The organism is Zobellella denitrificans, from assembly GCF_002237365.1.
Taxonomy (GTDB): Bacteria; Pseudomonadota; Gammaproteobacteria; order Enterobacterales; family Aeromonadaceae; genus Oceanimonas; species Oceanimonas denitrificans.
Window position 1 is genome coordinate 1 of the sequence record NZ_NMUO01000039.1, and the last position, 16,336, is coordinate 16,336.

At 65.1% G+C, this 16,336-nt stretch carries 16 protein-coding genes; 9 read left to right on the forward strand and 7 right to left on the reverse strand.

What is annotated here, in order from left to right:
* Window positions 1-744 (reverse strand): penicillin-insensitive murein endopeptidase (gene mepA, locus CGX12_RS09955; RefSeq protein ID WP_142995603.1); only part of this gene is annotated, 744 nt, incomplete at its 3' end.
* Window positions 745-832: 88 nt separating this feature from the next.
* Here mepA and CGX12_RS09960 point away from each other — a divergent pair.
* Window positions 833-1,456 (forward strand): hypothetical protein, encoded by a 624-nt coding sequence (locus tag CGX12_RS09960; RefSeq protein WP_232513416.1) that lies wholly within the window; start codon window positions 833-835, stop codon window positions 1,454-1,456.
* A gap of 56 nt (window positions 1,457-1,512) precedes the next feature.
* Complete coding sequence (locus tag CGX12_RS09965) at window positions 1,513-2,406, forward strand: dienelactone hydrolase family protein (RefSeq protein ID WP_094039735.1); 894 nt, start codon at window positions 1,513-1,515, stop codon at window positions 2,404-2,406.
* Here the strand turns inward: CGX12_RS09965 and CGX12_RS09970 are convergent.
* On the reverse strand, window positions 2,384-3,613 hold the full coding sequence (locus tag CGX12_RS09970) for an MFS transporter (RefSeq protein ID WP_094039736.1): 1,230 nt from the start codon (window positions 3,611-3,613) through the stop codon (window positions 2,384-2,386). The two genes, CGX12_RS09965 and CGX12_RS09970, sit on opposite strands and share 23 nt — an antisense overlap.
* A 101-nt stretch (window positions 3,614-3,714) precedes the next feature.
* Here CGX12_RS09970 and CGX12_RS09975 point away from each other — a divergent pair, with 101 nt between their 5' ends.
* Window positions 3,715-4,608, forward strand: a complete 894-nt coding sequence (locus tag CGX12_RS09975) for a LysR family transcriptional regulator (RefSeq protein ID WP_094039758.1) — start codon at window positions 3,715-3,717, stop codon at window positions 4,606-4,608.
* Window positions 4,609-4,741: 133 nt separating this feature from the next.
* Here the strand turns inward: CGX12_RS09975 and CGX12_RS09980 are convergent, their stop codons facing one another.
* From CGX12_RS09980 to CGX12_RS09995, 4 genes are all read right to left on the reverse strand, one after another.
* On the reverse strand, window positions 4,742-5,374 hold the full coding sequence (locus CGX12_RS09980; RefSeq protein ID WP_094039737.1) for an MBL fold metallo-hydrolase: 633 nt from the start codon (window positions 5,372-5,374) through the stop codon (window positions 4,742-4,744).
* Window positions 5,375-5,389: 15 nt separating this feature from the next.
* Complete coding sequence (gene mnmH / locus CGX12_RS09985; protein WP_094039738.1) at window positions 5,390-6,493, reverse strand: tRNA 2-selenouridine(34) synthase MnmH; 1,104 nt, start codon at window positions 6,491-6,493, stop codon at window positions 5,390-5,392.
* Window positions 6,486-7,523 (reverse strand): selenide, water dikinase SelD, encoded by a 1,038-nt coding sequence (gene selD / locus CGX12_RS09990; protein WP_094039739.1) that lies wholly within the window; start codon window positions 7,521-7,523, stop codon window positions 6,486-6,488. The genes mnmH and selD overlap by 8 nt, the downstream gene beginning before the upstream one ends.
* Before the next feature lie 275 nt (window positions 7,524-7,798).
* A complete protein-coding gene (locus tag CGX12_RS09995; RefSeq protein ID WP_094039740.1) occupies window positions 7,799-8,992 on the reverse strand; it encodes a class I SAM-dependent methyltransferase in 1,194 nt (397 codons plus the stop codon).
* 75 nt (window positions 8,993-9,067) lie between these two features.
* Here CGX12_RS09995 and yccX point away from each other — a divergent pair, with 75 nt between their 5' ends.
* The 3 genes from yccX to CGX12_RS10010 all read left to right on the forward strand — a co-directional run bounded on the left by yccX (window position 9,068) and on the right by CGX12_RS10010 (window position 11,023).
* A complete protein-coding gene (gene yccX, locus CGX12_RS10000; protein WP_094039741.1) occupies window positions 9,068-9,340 on the forward strand; it encodes an acylphosphatase in 273 nt (90 codons plus the stop codon).
* 117 nt (window positions 9,341-9,457) lie between these two features.
* Window positions 9,458-9,754 (forward strand): helix-turn-helix domain-containing protein, encoded by a 297-nt coding sequence (locus CGX12_RS10005; RefSeq protein WP_094039742.1) that lies wholly within the window; start codon window positions 9,458-9,460, stop codon window positions 9,752-9,754.
* On the forward strand, window positions 9,755-11,023 hold the full coding sequence (locus CGX12_RS10010; protein ID WP_176442041.1) for a type II toxin-antitoxin system HipA family toxin: 1,269 nt from the start codon (window positions 9,755-9,757) through the stop codon (window positions 11,021-11,023). It abuts the gene before it with no gap.
* Between the two features lie 53 nt (window positions 11,024-11,076).
* On the opposite strand, the gene CGX12_RS10015 is transcribed toward CGX12_RS10010, so the two are convergent.
* Complete coding sequence (locus CGX12_RS10015) at window positions 11,077-12,597, reverse strand: fumarate hydratase (RefSeq protein ID WP_094039743.1); 1,521 nt, start codon at window positions 12,595-12,597, stop codon at window positions 11,077-11,079.
* A 126-nt stretch (window positions 12,598-12,723) separates the two neighbouring features.
* Between CGX12_RS10015 and pabB the strand changes: the two genes are divergently transcribed.
* The 3 genes from pabB to CGX12_RS10030 all read left to right on the forward strand — a co-directional run bounded on the left by pabB (window position 12,724) and on the right by CGX12_RS10030 (window position 16,183).
* On the forward strand, window positions 12,724-14,100 hold the full coding sequence (pabB, locus tag CGX12_RS10020; protein WP_094039744.1) for an aminodeoxychorismate synthase component I: 1,377 nt from the start codon (window positions 12,724-12,726) through the stop codon (window positions 14,098-14,100).
* Window positions 14,097-14,660 (forward strand): CoA pyrophosphatase, encoded by a 564-nt coding sequence (locus CGX12_RS10025; protein WP_094039745.1) that lies wholly within the window; start codon window positions 14,097-14,099, stop codon window positions 14,658-14,660. Before pabB ends, CGX12_RS10025 begins: the two co-directional genes overlap by 4 nt.
* A gap of 140 nt (window positions 14,661-14,800) precedes the next feature.
* Window positions 14,801-16,183, forward strand: coding sequence for an L-serine ammonia-lyase (locus CGX12_RS10030; RefSeq protein WP_094039746.1), 1,383 nt, complete (start codon window positions 14,801-14,803; stop codon window positions 16,181-16,183).
* Window positions 16,184-16,336 lie beyond the last annotated feature (153 nt).

Genomic DNA, 16,336 nt, shown 5'->3' on the forward strand with positions numbered 1-16,336 from the left:
AAAGAAGGCCTTGGGAAAAACGGGGCTCCGGGTCGTGGGCGGGACGGCGGTGATCGCACCGGCCCTGTCGTTGAGCCAGCCGGCCAGCTCGGCGCCGCAGCCGGTGCCGGCAGGTACCGGCGCCTGGGGTTGGCAGCGGGCCTGGCCCTGAGGGCAGGCGAGGCGCACATGGAAATGGCTGGAATGGCCGAACCAGGGGCGGATTTTCCTGAGCCAGGGAGATTCGCCATGGGATTGGCACATGGCCTGCTTGATCAGCGGGTGTACGAAAATGCGGTCGACCCGGTGATCCTGGGCCGCCAGGGCGATTAACTGGCGCTGCTTATCCTGAAAATCGGCGGTCAGCACATAGTGGCGATGATCGACCATGTCCACCGCCGCTATGGTTTCCAGTTGGCGGGGCAGGGGATTTTCCGGCGGGCTGCGCAGCCAGATGTCCGCGTCCAGCCCGGTCTGGTGGCTGCGGTGGCCATAGGCGAAGGGCCCGCCCCGCTGCATGGCGATATCCCCCACCAGCATGGGCGGCAGCCCGGCCTGGTCGACCCGGCGTCCCAGATCCTGCAGGTAGTGGATCATCTGGGGCTGGCCGTAGTAGCGCTGGCGTTCGCTTCGGATCAGATAAAATCCGGGGCCGCTGCCGGGCAGGGCCCGGGCGTTCATCTGGCAACCGGCGGAATAACCACCGATGGCCTCGGCCCAGAGGGATCCGGGCAGCAATAACAAGAGCCAGCACCATTTCATCATTCGTTTGTCCCCCTTATTCCCGATAGGGGTCATTATTTATGGCCGGCGCTTTTTTTGCTAGGGTTAGGCCCTCTGAAGTTGAGGGAACATGATGATGACAGTACAGCGTTTACCTTTGCAACAGGTGCTCGAACGCCCCCTGGAGTTCGTGCTGTGTCCGCCCGCGGTGCGCTTCTACCTTACCCATGGCCTGGTATTGCTGGCCAGTCTGGCTGCCGTGACCATGGCCCTGTGGGACGGCCAGGATGGCTTCGGCCTTATTCATTGGGTCGGCGTGATCTTCGGTGGCGTCGTGCTGCTGATGAGCCTGTGGCCGCCGAGCTGGAGCCGGCAGCGCTTGATCAACCTGGCCTTCGACGCCGAGCGCCTCTATATCGTCAACGGCGTCGGCAAGGTGGCGATGGCGCTGCCCCGGGAGCGGGTGCAGGCGGTGAATCGGGGCAAGCTGCCAGGCCATGACGGCGCCGTCATCGCCTTTACCCTGGACTTGTCCCTGAACGAGCAGGAACTGCAGCAAATCAACGAGGCCCTGGGCGCCCAGGTCGAGGATCGCTTCAAGCTTGACGACCACCGCTATCGCTTCGGCTTTGTCGGCAACTGGCAACCCCGGCGCAAGCTGCTGGCGGCCGTAGCGGTACTGGCGCCGGCGGTGGCCATCCCGGCCCGCGACGAGCCGGCCAGGGACGAGGATGACGACGACTGGGACGATTGAGTCCTCCCTGCCTTTGCTATACTGGCCGGGTAGCCATCCAGACAGGAGTCTCCGTCATGCGCAAACCCGACCCCGCCGCCATTCCCAAGCCGGCCTTCGACCTCTACGATAAGTACGCTCACGGGCTCATCGACCGGCGCCAGTTCATGACCGGCCTGGCCAGGGTGGCGGTGGGCGGCGTGACGGCTTCCGCCCTGTTCGCGGCCCTCAGGCCCGACTATGCCCTGGCCCAGCAGGTGTCCTTCACCGATCCGGACATCCTGGCCAGCTACCGGGAGTTCGATTCCCCCGAAGGCCACGGCAAGGGCCGGGGCTATCTGGTGCAGCCCCGTAACCCATCGTCTCCGCCCGGCCTGGTGCTGGTGGTGCACGAGAATCGCGGCCTCAATCCCTATATCGAGGACGTGGCCCGGCGCCTGGCCAAGGCCGGTTTTATCGCCTTCGCGCCCGATGCGCTCTTCCCGCTGGGCGGCTACCCGGGCAACGACGATGACGGCCGGACCCTGCAGCAGCAACTGGACGGCGACAAGATTGCCGCCGACTTTGCCGCCGCCGCCCGCTTCCTGCAACCGCTGGACGGAGGCAACGGCAAACTCGGGGTGGTGGGCTTCTGCTTCGGCGGCTTTATCGCCAACAAACTGGCCGCCGAGTTGCCGGAACGGGTCGGTGCCGCCGTGCCCTTCTACGGCATGCCGCCGGCACTGGACAAGGTGGCCGACATCAAGGCCGCCCTGCTGATCCAGATGGCCGAGGATGATGAGCGTATCAACGTCGCCTGGCCGGATTATGAAGCCGCCCTGCAACGCCACGGGGTGAGCTACCAGGCTTATCAGTATCCGGGTACCCAGCACGGCTTCCACAACGATTCCACCCCCCGCTACCACCCCGAGGCAGCGGAGCTGGCCTGGTCCCGCACCCTGGCGTTCTTTAACGAGCATCTGGCGGGGTAGGGCCTGAAACCTCCTGCCCGCGGTCGATTGCCGATGATATTGGCGCGGTTTTTCCGGTGGTGTTCAACATCAGGGTCAGCAGGCCGACCAGTGCCACCGCCACGCCGACCCACATGGGGGAGAGCAGGCTGTAGCCCTGCTCCAGGACCTGGCCGCTGGCAAAACTGCCGAACATGATGCCCAGCGTGATCACAGAGGCATGGACGGTATTGACCAGGGGACGTTCGCCATGAGGAAGTTGCATGATCCGGCTGACCATGGCCGGGTTCATGCTGACTCCCACCAGCCCGAGGCCGATCACGGCCGCGACTGCGACCCACGAGTGCTGGATGAAGAGGGCCAGCAATGACAGGAACAGGATTTGCAGCACCAATCCAATGGCCAGGATCAGGATGTTCCGCCTGCCGGCGAGCATGGCCACCAGGTGGTTGCCGAGCAGCATGGCGATGCCATAAACGAAGAGCAGGAGAGAAACGCTGCTGCTGGCAAAGCCGGCGACCTGGGTGAGGATGGGCACTAAGTAGCTGAAGGCGGCATAGGTGGCGCCTATTACGCAGAAACTGGTGGAGTAGACATACCAGAGCGACCGATTGCGGAACGCCGCCAGTTCCTGGGACAGGCTTATCCTCGCCGCGGCGGGCAAGGCTGGCAGCAGGGCGGCGCTGCTGAGGACACCCAGCAGGGCGAGGGCCACCACCAGCCAGAAGCTGGCGCGCCAGCCGTAGTGTTCCCCCACCAGGCTTGCCAGGGGCAGACCCAGTATGGTGCCCACCATGATCCCGGCCAGGACGATGGCCACCGCGCGGATGGCGAGGCCGGGGGGAACGAGACGGCCGCACATGCCTATCGCGATGCCGAAGAAGGCACCGGAAACAGCACCGGTGACCAGGCGTGAGACCACCAGTTGCCCATAAGAGTAGGACAGGGCCCCCAGGCTTTCCCCCAGTATAAAGATGGCGTAGAGCAGGTAGATTGCCCGTTTGGGAGGCTGGGTGCCCAGCAGCAGTGTCAGCAGCGGGCCGCCTGTCGCCATGGCGGCGGCATAGAGGGAAACCAGATAGCCCACCTGCGGGATGCCGAGATCCAGATCCCGGGCCATGAGGGGCATCATGCCCAGGACTTGCAGCTCGCAGCTGATCATGGCGAAGATGCCAAAGGCCAGCAAGTAGACCGAAACGGGAATGGTTGAGGTGTGGTGGTTGGGCATCTGTGGTACCTGTCGTTGGTGGTCATGAAAGTTGCGACAGTATTTCCTATGATTTAAGTTTTATTAATCCCTTAAAATTGATTTCAGAAATGACTTTAATCATGGATTTGAATGCGGTTCGCCAGTTTCTCAAGGTGGTCGAGTGCCAGAGTTTTACCGAGGCGGCGCTGCAACTCGGGGTGACCCAGTCCGGGGTGTCCCGCGCCATCAGCCGGCTGGAGCAGCAGTTGGGAGTACGTCTGCTGCACCGCAATACCAGGGGGCTCAGCCTGACGCCGGATGGCATCCTGTTCTACCAGCGCAGTGCGCCGCTGGTGGGAGGGCTGGAGGAACTGAGAAGGCAGTTGCAGGATCGCCGCTGCTCTCCGTCGGGGGTGTTGAAGCTCAGCGCGCCATCCGCTTTCGGCCGGGTGGTACTGATGCCGATCCTGGCCCGGTTGCTCGAGCGCCATCCGCAGTTGCAGGTCGACATGGTGATGACGGACCGGATGGTCGAATTGGTGGACGAGGGCTTCGATGCCGTGCTTCGCACGGGGACCATAGGGGATCAGCGTCTTATCGCCAGGCCTCTGGCGCCCCTCGACTGGGTGACCATTGCCTCCCCGGCTTATCTTTCACGCCGGGGCATCCCCGGACATCCCCGCGAGCTGGTGGCCCACAATTGCCTGCGGGTACGCAGCCAGCATACGGGCCGACCCGACAACTGGTGCTTTAGCGAGTCGGGCCGGACCTGCGAGGTCGACGTCGATGGCAATCTGGTGTTTGACCATGGCGATCCCTTGCTGGACGCCGCCCGCCAGGGGGTCGGCATAGTACAGGTGATGGCGTTCTATGCCCGGGAGGCCCTCGCCAGGGGGGAAGTGCAAGCTATTCTTGCCGATTACACTCGTCCGCCGCATCCGCTCTCCCTGGTCTATCAGCCGTCAAGGCAGCATTCGGCCAAACTGCAGGTATTGAAAGACGCCCTGCTTCAGCATTGGGGCGCGCCCGAGTGATGCCGCGCCGGCTTGGGCCGGGGCGGCGATATGGGGCGTTTGGGCGGAAAATGCGGGGCCGGCGGATTGCGCGGCCCCTGCTTGGGTTTGACCATGGGACACCTCCTGCCCTCAGTGTGGCAGAAGGCGGCGTTCAGCGCAGGAAGGGGTTGTGCAGCCGTTCTTCGCCCAGGGTGCCTTCCGGGCCGTGGCCGGGCACGAAGGTGATGTCGTCGCCGAGCGGCAGCAGGGTGTGCAGTATGCTGTCGATCAACTGCTGGTGGTTGCCGCGGGGAAAGTCGGTACGGCCGATGCTGCCCCGGAACAGCACGTCGCCCACGAAGGCCAGCCGCTGCGCCCGGTGCAGCAGCACCACATGGCCCGGGGTATGGCCGGGGCAGTGATACACCTCCAGGGTTTCCTCGCCGACGGTGACGCTGTCGCCCTGCGCGAGCCAGCGGTCGGGTACAAAGTCGTTAACCGGGGGAAAGCCGAACATCTGCGCCTGCTGCACCAGGGCTTCTATCCAGAAGGCGTCGTCCCGGCCGGGGCCGATGATGGGCACCCCGGTCTTTGCCTTCAGCTCGCCGGTGGCGCCCACATGATCCAGGTGGCCGTGGGTGAGCAGTATGCTTTCCAGCTCGAGGCCGCGCTCCGCCACCGCCGCCAGCAGTCGCTCGGTCTCGCCGCCGGGGTCGACGAGCGCGGCCTTGCGGCTCTGGCTGCACCAGATCAGGCTGCAGTTCTGGGCGAAGGGGGTCACCGGCAGGGTGATTCGTTCAAGCATGCTGAGTTTCCATTTTTAACATAATGTGGTGGTGGGCGAAGTGTCGGCCTGGTGCCGACTGGCCAGCCAGTCGGCCAGCTCGCCGGCGTCGCCGCGTTTGACCACACGGGCTTCCTTCGCGGCCAGGTGGCGGCGGTAGATGGGATCGTAGTAGCGCTCCAGCAGCTCGGTGATCCACGCCTGGTGGCCGTCGCTGCCCAGGCCGCGGGCTTGTGCGGTCAGGGCCTCGTCCATGATGGCGGAAAGCCGGCGCCACTCCCGGTCGCCGAGGCGCTTGTACAGGCGCTTGAGGCCGCCCTGCAGGTAGTCGCCGAGGCGGGCCATGTCGTTGCCGAAGCGGGCCTGCATCAAATCCACGTAGTCGTGCTGGATCTGCCGTACCCGCTGCTCGAAAGGCACTTCCAGCACCAGCAGCGGCGATTGCTGCATCCGCTGGTAGAGCGACAGGGGCAGGGGACAGCGGCCGATCATGGCGCTTTCGTCTTCCACCAGCCAGGGCGTGATACCGGCCCGGCGCTGTTTGAGCCGGGCGATGGCCAGCCGGTTCTCGAAGTCGATGGGCGTGGGCTGGGGCTCGCCCCAGTGGCCGAAGCTGGAGCCGCGATGATGGGCGTAGGCTTCCAGATCCAGGGCCAGGGGAGTACGGCTGAGCCAGTCGGTCTTGCCGCTGCCGGTCAGGCCCGCCAGCACATAGCCGGGCTGGCGGAACTCTTGCTCGATAACGGCCAGCAGCCGCCGGCGCAGGGCCTTGTAGCCGCCCTCCACCCGGAGGACGGGCCGGCCGGCCTCGGCCAGCCACTGCTGCACCGTCTGACTGCGCAGGCCGCCGCGAAAGCAGTAGATAACGCCCCGGGGGTTAGCGTCCAGCCAGTCGAGCCAGGCCTGCAGCCGCCCCGCGCGCACCTCGCCGGAGACCAGTTGGTGGCCGAGGGCGATGGCGGCGGCCTGGCCCTGCTGCTTGTAGCAGGTGCCGACCCGGGCCCGCTCGTCGTCGGTCATCAGCGGCAGGTTGCTGGCCGAGGGGAAGGCACCCTGGATGAATTCCACCGGGGCACGCAGATCCAGCATGGGCACATCTTCGCCCAGCAGCACATCGTAATCGGCGGTCAGCTCAGTCACCGCTCACCTCGATGCGATGGGCGCCGGGGGCGGTGAGTCGGCCGATGGGGGCGAGTTCGAGCTCGTGGCGACGGGCCAGGGCCAGGAAGTCGGGCTCCGCTTCGGGGCGCACCGCCACCAGCAGGCCGCCGCTGGTCTGGGGATCGCACAGTATCTGCTGCTGGCGCGGGCTCAGCGGCGCCAGCTTGTGGCCGTAGGCGTCCAGGTTGCGCAGGGTGCCGCCTGGTACGGCGCCGGCCTGCAGGTAGTGATCCAGGTTGGGCAGCAGGGGGATGGCGGCCATCTCCAGCCGGGCGCCGACGTCGGCGCCTTCGCACACCTCCAGCAGGTGGCCCATCAGGCCGAAACCGGTGACGTCGGTCATGGCGGTAACCCCCTCCAGGGTGGCGAAGTCCTGGCCCGGCTTGTTGAGTTGGCACATCACCTCGGGCGCCAGCAGGCCGTCTTCTTCCCGCAGCAGCCCCTTCTTCTGGGCGGTGGAGAGGATGCCGATGCCGAGCGGCTTGGTGAGATAGAGGCGGTCGCCGGCCCCGGCGGTGTCGTTGCGCTTGACCCGCGCGAGCGGCACCTGGCCGGTGACCGCCAGCCCGAAGATGGGTTCGGGCGCGTCTATGCTGTGGCCGCCGGCAAGCGAAATGCCGGCGTCATGGCAGGCCTGGCGGCCGCCGTCGATCACCCGCTGGGCCACTTCCGGCGGCAGCAGGTTGACCGGCCAGCCGAGGATGGCGATGGCGACGATGGGAGTGCCGCCCATGGCGTAGATATCGCTGATGGCGTTGGTGGCGGCGATGCGGCCGAAGGTGAAGGGGTCGTCCACTATCGGCATGAAGAAGTCGGTGGTGGAGATGATGCCCATGCCGTTGCCGATGTCGACCACGGCGGCGTCGTCCCGGCTGGCGTTGCCCACCACCAGGCGGGGGTCGGCAAAGGCGGGCAACTGGCTGTGCAGTATGGTGTCGAGTACCTTGGGCGAGATCTTGCAGCCGCAGCCGGCGCCGTGGCTGTATTGGGTTAGGCGAATGGGGTCCACTGCGGATTCCTTGGTCACAAACGGAAAGTGCTAATAGTAACGGTTAGACTACCTGGCTGACAAACCTTCGGGCTTACCTTGGCAGGCAACAGCGGCGTCAAAACAGGCGGATAAAGGGAACGGCTGCGCCGACCGTCACATGCCAGGGATGGCATGTGCGAGCGTACAGGGATGTATTCACAGCGTGTCGGCGGAGCCGTTCCCTTTGGCCGACTTCTACGATCATGACAATGGCGGCGTCATCAAGCCGAGGGGCCGCAGGCGGCCCCTGGCCGTTACCAGGCGCGGACCACCAGCCCCTTGAGGTAGTGGCCTTCCGGATAGGCGGTGCCGATGGGATGGTCGGCGGCCTGGTTGAGCCGCTCCAGGATCTGGGCGTCGCGGCCGGCGTCGAGGGCGGCGTCCGCCACTATCTTCTGGAACAGATCCGAGGTCATCAGCCCGGAGCAGGAGAAGGTCAGCAGCACCCCGCCCGGGTTGAGCAGCTGGAAGGCCAGCATGTTGATGTCCTTGTAGCCGCGGCAGGCGCCGTTGAGCTGGGCCTTGCTCTCGGCGAACTTGGGCGGATCCAGCACGATGACGTCGAAGCGCTGGCCCTGCTCCCGGTAGTCGCGCAGCAGCTTGAACACGTCCGCCTGCTCGAAGCGGGCCCGGCCGAGATCCAGGCCGTTCAGCTCGGCATTCTGGCGGGCAAGCGCCAGGGCCGACTCGGACACGTCGGCGTTGATCACCTCATCGGCGCCGCCCTTCAGGGCATAGACGCCGAAGGTGCCGGTGTAGCTGAAGCAGTTCAGTACCCGCTTGCCCTTGCAGTAGCGGCCGGCGATACGGCGGTTGTCGCGCTGATCCAGATAAAAGCCGGTCTTGTGGCCGTTTTCCACGTCCACCAGGATGCGTACCCCGTTGTTTTCCTCGATCACCACGGGCTGGGGCGGCAACTGGCCCGCCAGCAGGCCCTTGCGCTCCTTCAGGCCTTCCTTCTTGCGCACCGCCACGTCGGAACGCTCGTAGATGCAGGCGCCCGGATAGAGCTGCTTGAGCGCCTCGACGATGGCCGGGCGCCAGCGCTCGGCGCCGGTGCTGAGCAACTGGCACACCACCACCTCGCCGTAGACGTCGATGGTTACCCCGGGCAGGCCGTCGGACTCGGCGGCGCACAGCCGGTAACCGGTGAGGCCCTGCTCCTCGATAAGGGGCTGGCGGCCCTCCTTGGCGCGTTGCAGCCGGCGCAGGAAAAAGGCCTGGTCCACCACTTCGTTGTTATCGAAGGTCCACACCCGGGCGCGGATCTGGGACTGGGGTGAGTAGAAGCCCCGGCCCAGCCACTGGCCGTTGTGGCTCAGGATGTCGACGGTATCCCCGGCGTTGGGCTGGCCCTGCACCTTGTCGATGGCACGGGAAAACACCCAGGGGTGGCGGCGCAGGAGGGACTTTTCCCGTCCGGCGATAAGGGTAATGGCTGCGGTCATAGGCTGGAGCTGCTGAAAATAAGGGGCCACAATTCTAGGGGGCGGCGCGGTAAAACACAAACGAGGAGCCGAATCATGGGCGAGATGGCGAAAAAAATCCGGGTCAGCGGTCTGGTGCAGGGGGTGGGCTTTCGCTTCTACACCCAGCGCGAGGCGGAGAAGCTGGGGCTCAGCGGCTACGCCCACAACCTGCCCGACGGCCGGGTGGAGGTGGTGGCCGAAGGGGAGGCCGGCCAGGTGCAGCGGCTGGTGGACTGGCTGAAGGTGGGGCCGAGCAGTGCCCTGGTCGAGGACATCGAAGTGGAAGAGGTGGCGCCGGGCGGTCATCGGGGGTTCGAGACCGGTTAGTTGCTAATGACAGCTTATATGTTGTTTATGTGATCCTTAACAATTTTTGAGTTGTTTTTTATCTGGATAACAATCAATATGTTGTTATGTGTCCGGCCGGATGAAGATGGATCAGGTATGAAACACCTTGTCGAGCTGGCGCCCATCCTCAAACAACGGCGCCAGCAATTGTCTCTGAACCAGAAAGACATGCTGATGCGCATCGGCATGTCTCAGCAGCAGTATCAGCGAATAGAGGCCGGCGGCGACCCGCGGCTCAGTACCCTGTTGCGCATCGCCGAGGGGATGGGGCTGGAACTTCTGCTGGTGCCCCGTGAACAGGCGGCACAGCCACAAGCGTCCGACGCCGCGGTCAACGAGGAAAAACGGCCGGGCAGCTGGGATCAATTGCTCGGTGGCCTGGAGGATGATTAAGTGAACGGGATCCAAGCCCGGACCGAGTACGTCGAGGCGCTGCAACTCAGCCTGCATGGTCAGCCTGTCGGCATCCTCGCCCATTACGCCGGCGGTAAGAATATTCTGACCTTCGATCCGGGGTACCGGGCATTGCCGGCCGCGCTCAGGCCCACCTTCACCCTCACCCAGTTGGTGAACCAGGCCTATCTGGACCAGCCCCATGTTCACAACCTGCGGTTACCGCCGGTCTTGTCCAACCTGTTGCCCGAAGGCGCCTTGCGTGCCTGGATGGCGGCGGCCCTGAGGGTACACCCGGATCGGGAGTTTCCGTTGCTGGCCTGGGCGGGCAATAACCTGCCCGGTGCGCTGGTGGCGACGCCGGTGCCGATGGGCGGGCTTCCCGCCTGGGCGTTGTCGGCACGGGAGCAGGTCGAAGGGATACAGATAGAGGTGGGGCGTTGGGCTGAAAAATTCTCTCTGGCCGGGGTGCAGATGAAGTTTTCGAGCGTCCGCCGGGAGGGACGTTTCAACATAGGTACCGAAATAGGGGAAGACAGCTGGATCATCAAAACCCCTTCCACCTTGCATCCGGCGGTGCCGGCAAACGAATTCTCCATGATGAGGCTGGCCCAGGCGGTGGGGGTCGATATTCCCGATATTGCCCTGGTGCCCCTGGCGCAGCTCGATCAGCTACCCGATATTCCTCTGCCCGGGGAGGAGTTCGCCTACGCCATTCGGCGCTTCGATCGCGGCGAGCAGGGGCGGGTGCACACGGAAGATTTTGCCCAGGTATTCGAACTCTATGTCCACGACAAGTACGGCAAGAAAAATTATGAACAGATTGGCGCCATACTGCACCGGTTCAGCCCGGAGGGACTGACGGATCTGCAGCAGATGGCCCGGCGGCTATTGGTGAATATTCTGCTGGCCAATGGCGACGCTCACCTCAAAAACTGGACCCTGGTCTACCCGGATCGGCGTAATCCAAGGCTGTCGCCGGCCTATGACATCGTCTGTACCCAGCCTTATGTGAATGGGGAGGACAGCGCGGCGCTTAATATGGCCCGGCAAAAAGCCTGGTATGACATGCAACTGACGACCTTCGAAACCTGGGCACGGAGGATGGACGTGTCCTGGTCGGCAATACGGGTGCACTTGCTGGACGTGCTGGAGCAGGCCCGGGAGCGCTGGCCCGGCATGCTGAAGGGGTTACCGATGCGGGAGGATCACCGGCGGCTGTTGCGGGCCCACTGGCAGCGGCTGTCCCCCGACTTCCGCATAACATAAAGCCCGGCAGTGCCGGGCTTTGATAACGTCTGCCTTCCAGCTTCCAGCCGTCGTCAGGCTTTCAGCTGGGCATCCAGCTCTTCGATTTTGGCCTGCCAGATGGCGGGGCCGGCGACGTGGGCGTTGTTGCCCTCGGCGTCCACCGCCACGGTGACCGGCATGTCTTCCACCTCGAATTCGTAGATGGCTTCCATCCCCAGATCCTCGAACGCCAGCACCCGGGCCTTCTTCACCGCCTTGGCCACCAGGTAGGCGGCGCCGCCCACGGCCATCAGGTACACCGCCTTATGGCGCTTGATGGACTCGACGGTAGCGGGGCCGCGCTCGGCCTTGCCCACCATGCCGATCAGGCCGGTCTGCTCCAGCATCATGTCGGTGAACTTGTCCATGCGGGTGGAGGTGGTGGGGCCGGCGGGGCCCACGGCCTCGTCGCCGATGGCGTCGACCGGGCCCACGTAGTAGATGAAGCGATCCTTGAAGTCGACCGGCAACTGCTCGCCCTTGTTGAGCATGTCCTGGATGCGCTTGTGGGCGGCGTCACGGCCGGTGAGCAGCTTGCCGGACAGCAGCACGGTCTCGCCCATCTTCCACTGGGCGATGTCGTCGCGGGTCACGGTGTCCAGGTTGACCCGGCGCACGTTCTCGCCCACTTCCCAGGTCACTTCCGGCCAGTCTTCCAGTTTCGGCGGGGTCAGCTCGGCGGGGCCGGAGCCGTCCAGGTGGAAGTGCACGTGGCGGGTGGCGGCGCAGTTGGGGATCATCACCACCGGCTTGGAAGCGGCGTGGGTGGGGGCGGACTTGATCTTGATGTCGACCACGGTGGTCAGGCCGCCCAGGCCCTGGGCGCCGATGCCGAGCTTGTTGGCCTTGTCGAAGATCTCCAGGCGCAGTTTTTCCTCGGTGGTTTCGGCACCGCGCTCGATCAAGTCGTGGATGTCCACCGGATCCATCAGGGCTTCCTTGGCCAGCACCGCCGCCTTCTCGGCGGTGCCGCCGATGCCGATGCCGAGCATGCCCGGCGGGCACCAGCCGGCGCCCATGGTGGGCAGGGTCTTCAGCACCCACTCGACGATGTCGTCGGAGGGGTTGAGCATCACCATCTTGGACTTGTTCTCGGAGCCGCCGCCCTTGGCGGCGATGGCCACCTCGACGTGATCGCCGGGCACCATGTCGATATGCACCACGGCGGGGGCGTTGTCCTTGGTGTTCTTGCGGGCGCCGGCCGGGTCGGCCACGATGGAAGCGCGCAGGGGATTATCGGGGTTGTTGTAGGCGCGGCGCACCCCTTCGTCCACCATCTCCTGTACCGTCAGGTCGCTGTCCCACTGCACCTGCATGCCGATCTTCACGAAGCAGGTGACGATGCCGGTGTCCTGGCAGATGGGCCTGTGGCCTTCGGCGGACATGCGCGAGTTGATCAGGATCTGGGCGATGGCGTCCTTGGCTGCCTGGCTTTGCTCTTTGTGGTAGGCTTTTTCCAGGGCCTGGACGAAGTCCAGCGGGTGGTAGTAGGAGATGTACTGTAGGGCGTCGGCAACGGAATCGATAAAGTCCTGCTTCTTGATAATGCTCATGGCTTCCTCTGGGTTATCGGCGTTAGCTCTGTGTTGTTATAAGCCCCGCTATGATACGCTTAGCGCCCCCCGGCTGCCAGCCCAGCCTCAGGCCGGATGCCAAAACTGTCGAGTGGATTACATTTAATGGCACAGCTTCTGCACGTTCACAGCCAGCCGTTTTCCGGCTCTGTGCATGACTTCTTTTCCCCCGTCGCCCACCTGCCCTGGGCCATGCTGCTGGAATCGGCCGCCCCCGACCGGGCCGACAGCCGCTTCCATATCATCAGCGCCGCCCCCCTGGCCACCCTGGTCACCCGGGGCGAGCAAACGGTGATCGATCATCAAGACCAAGAGCAGGTGTCTACCGCTTCCCCCTTCTCCCTGCTGAAGGAGTGGCAGCAGCGGCTGCTGGGCGAGCTGAGCCTGCCGGCGCCCTGGCACCATCTGCCCTTCGCCGGCGGCGCCCTGGGGTTGTTCGGCTACGATCTGGGCCGGCGGCTGGAGCGGCTGCCGGCGCTGGCGGTCAACGAGCTGACCACCCCGGACATGGCGGTGGGTATCTACGACTGGGCCTGGGTTATCGATACCCGGGAGCACAGTGCCCACCTGCTGGTGCTGGGCGACGAGGCGGCGCTCGGCGCCCGGCTCGGGTGGTGGCGGCAACGGCAGGAGAGGGCGGCGGCGCCTTTCCGCCTGGCCGGCCCCTGGCGGGCCAACCAGTCCCGGGCCCAGTACCGGACCAACTTCGAGCGGGTGCAGGATTACCTGGCCGCCGGCGACTGCTATCAAATCAATTTGACGGTGCGTTTCGAGGCGCCCTTCGAGGGCGACGCCTGGGCCGCCTACCGCCACCTGAGCGAGCACAACAGCGCGCCCTTTTCCGCCTTTCTGCAGTTGCCCGAGGGGGCGGTGCTCAGCCTGTCGCCGGAGCGCTTTATCGCCCTCGAGGGGCGGCGGGTCGAGACCAAGCCGATCAAGGGCACCCGGCCCCGGGGCGGTGACGAGGCCGAGGATCGGCGGCTGGCCGAGGAACTGGCGTCGGCGCCCAAGGACAGGGCCGAGAACCTGATGATAGTGGACCTGCTGCGCAACGACATCGGCCGGGTGTGCGTGCCCGGCTCGGTGCGGGTGCCGGCCCTGTTTGCCATCGAATCCTTCCCGGCGGTGCACCACCTGGTGTCCACCATCACCGGCGAGCTGGCCGCCGGGCTCGATGGCACCGATCTGCTGGCGGCCACCTTTCCCGGCGGCTCCATCACCGGCGCCCCCAAGATCCGGGCCATGCAGATCATCGAAGAGCTGGAGCCCCATCGCCGCCACGGCTACTGCGGCAGCATCGGCTACCTCAGCGCCCACGGCCGCATGGACACCAGCATCACCATCCGCACCCTGCTGGCGGAGCGGGGACGCCTCTACTGCTGGGCCGGCGGCGGCCTGGTGGCCGACTCCGAGGCCGGCGCCGAATACCAGGAGTTGTTTGATAAACTGGGCAAGATACTGCCGGTGCTGGAAACCCTATGACCCGTGAGCAACTGCTGACCCGTTTCAACCTGCTTACCCCGGCGCCGGATCCGGTGCTGCCCGCCCAGGCCCGGCCGGCGGCGGTGCTGCTGCCGCTGCTCGACGGGGAACAAGGGCTGGAGCTGGTGCTGACCCGGCGCAGCCGGCAGCTGCGCCAGCACCCGGGGCAGGTCAGCTTTCCCGGCGGCCGGGTGGACGACACCGATGCCAGCCTCTGGCACACGGCGCTGCGGGAAAGCCAGGAGGAAATCGGGCTGGATCCGGCCCTGTGCCGGCCGCTCGGGCGCCTGCCCTCCCAGTATACCGTGTCCGGTTTCGCGCTTACCCCCTTTATCGGCCTGATCGAGGGCAGGCCGCATTTTATCCTCAATCCGCAGGAGGTGGACGAGGTGTTCCAGGTGCCCCTGGCCTATGTCCTGGATCTGCGTCGTCACCACCTCTTCACCCTGCGCAGGCGCGGCCGGCTGCACACCGTCTGTTTCATTCCCTGGCAAGGCATCTGGATCTGGGGCATCACCGCCGCCGTCATCCACCAGTTCGCCCTGCAGATCGCCCGCTGACCAAGGCGATCCCGGTCACAAATCCCGCTTCCTTTTGCCGTCCCCTTAAAAATCTGTTGGGTTACAACTCAAATAATCCTACAATCATTCAATATAAGTTGAATGATTGCGTTCAGCCCGTTGTGCTTCGGAGTATTCCCATGATCAGTGTGTTCGACATCTTCAGTATCGGCATCGGCCCTTCTTCCTCCCACACAGTGGGTCCCATGCGGGCGGCCCATGCCTTCGTGGCGGGGTTGGCGGAGCAGGGCACCCTGACCCGGGTCAGCCGGGTCGAGGTGGAATTGTTCGGCTCCCTGGGCCAGACCGGCATCGGCCACGGCACCGGCAAGGCGGTGATCCTGGGGCTGGGCGGCTTCGACCCGGAAAGCGTGGACGTGGACATGATACCGGGCTTCCTGGCCGAGGTGGATGCCAGCCAGCGCATCCTGCTCAACCGCGAGCATGCGGCGGAGTTTCCCCGCAGCGGCGCCATCGTCTTCCATCGTCGCAAGACCCTGCCCCTGCACAGCAACGGCATGACCTGCCGGGCCTTCGAGGGCGAGGCGGTGCTGGCCGAGCAGTCCTACTACTCCATCGGCGGCGGTTTCGTGGTCAAGGCGGAGGAATTCGCCGAGGCCAAGGCCGGCGCCCAGGCCCAGGCCGTGGCCCGGCCGGCGCCCTATCCGTTCAAGAGCGCGGCCGAGCTGCTGCGCCTGTGCCAGGAAAACGGCATGTCCATCAGTGGCCTGATGATGGCCAACGAAAAGGTCAACCGCAGCGAGGAAGAAATAGTCCAGGGGCTGCGGGAGATCTGGGGGGTGATGCAGGCCTGCGTCAAGCGCGGCTGCAAGACCGAGGGCATACTGCCCGGCGGGCTCAAGGTCAGGCGTCGGGCGCCGGCCCTCTATCGTCGCCTGGTAAGCGAATCCCAGTACAACAAGGATCCCCTGAGCGTGATGGAGTGGGTGGATCTGTTCGCCCTGGCGGTGAACGAGGAAAACGCCGCCGGCGGCCGGGTGGTGACGGCGCCGACCAACGGCGCCGCCGGCATCATCCCCGCGGTACTGCACTACTACGACAAGTTCGTGCAGCCGGTGGATGACGACGCCCTGGTGCAGTATTTCATGACCGCCGCCGCCATCGGCATCCTGTACAAGGAAAACGCCTCCATCTCCGGCGCCGAAGTGGGCTGCCAGGGCGAGGTGGGCGTGGCCTGCTCCATGGCCGCCGGTGCCCTGACCGCGGTGGTGGGCGGTACCATAGAGCACGTGGAAAACGCCGCCGAGATCGGCATGGAGCACAACCTGGGGCTGACCTGCGACCCGGTCGGCGGCCTGGTGCAGGTGCCCTGCATCGAGCGCAACGCCATGGGCGCGGTCAAGGCCATCAACGCCAGCCGCCTGGCCCTGCGCGGCGACGGCGAACACAAGGTATCGCTCGACAAGGTGATCAAGACCATGCGCGACACCGGCATGGACATGAAGACCAAGTACAAGGAAACCGCCCGCGGCGGCCTTGCGGTCAATATTATCGAGTGCTGACGGCGGGAGGCTAGATGCCTGAAGCTGGAAGTAAAAAGCCCGGTTGATAAACCGGGCTTTTTGTTGTCAATACAGCCAACGCTGTGGCTGTGTACCGGCTAAAGAGGCGCCTGAAAACAGCGCCACTTCCAGCTTCCAGCTTCCAGCTTCAAG

Excerpts from the sequence above, each read along its gene's own strand:
- CGX12_RS09960 (WP_232513416.1), top strand. The coding sequence starts at position 833 with ATGATGATGACAGTACAGCGTTTACCTTTGCAACAGGTGCTCGAACGC.
- CGX12_RS10030 (WP_094039746.1), top strand. The coding sequence starts at position 14,801 with ATGATCAGTGTGTTCGACATCTTCAGTATCGGCATCGGCCCTTCTTCC.
- CGX12_RS10025 (WP_094039745.1), top strand. The coding sequence starts at position 14,097 with ATGACCCGTGAGCAACTGCTGACCCGTTTCAACCTGCTTACCCCGGCG.
- pabB (WP_094039744.1), top strand. The coding sequence starts at position 12,724 with ATGGCACAGCTTCTGCACGTTCACAGCCAGCCGTTTTCCGGCTCTGTG.
- CGX12_RS09970 (WP_094039736.1), bottom strand. The coding sequence starts at position 3,613 with ATGCCCAACCACCACACCTCAACCATTCCCGTTTCGGTCTACTTGCTG.
- yccX (WP_094039741.1), top strand. The coding sequence starts at position 9,068 with ATGGGCGAGATGGCGAAAAAAATCCGGGTCAGCGGTCTGGTGCAGGGG.
- CGX12_RS10005 (WP_094039742.1), top strand. The coding sequence starts at position 9,458 with ATGAAACACCTTGTCGAGCTGGCGCCCATCCTCAAACAACGGCGCCAG.
- CGX12_RS10015 (WP_094039743.1), bottom strand. The coding sequence starts at position 12,597 with ATGAGCATTATCAAGAAGCAGGACTTTATCGATTCCGTTGCCGACGCC.
- CGX12_RS09995 (WP_094039740.1), bottom strand. The coding sequence starts at position 8,992 with ATGACCGCAGCCATTACCCTTATCGCCGGACGGGAAAAGTCCCTCCTG.
- CGX12_RS09980 (WP_094039737.1), bottom strand. The coding sequence starts at position 5,374 with ATGCTTGAACGAATCACCCTGCCGGTGACCCCCTTCGCCCAGAACTGC.
- CGX12_RS09975 (WP_094039758.1), top strand. The coding sequence starts at position 3,715 with ATGGATTTGAATGCGGTTCGCCAGTTTCTCAAGGTGGTCGAGTGCCAG.
- CGX12_RS09965 (WP_094039735.1), top strand. The coding sequence starts at position 1,513 with ATGCGCAAACCCGACCCCGCCGCCATTCCCAAGCCGGCCTTCGACCTC.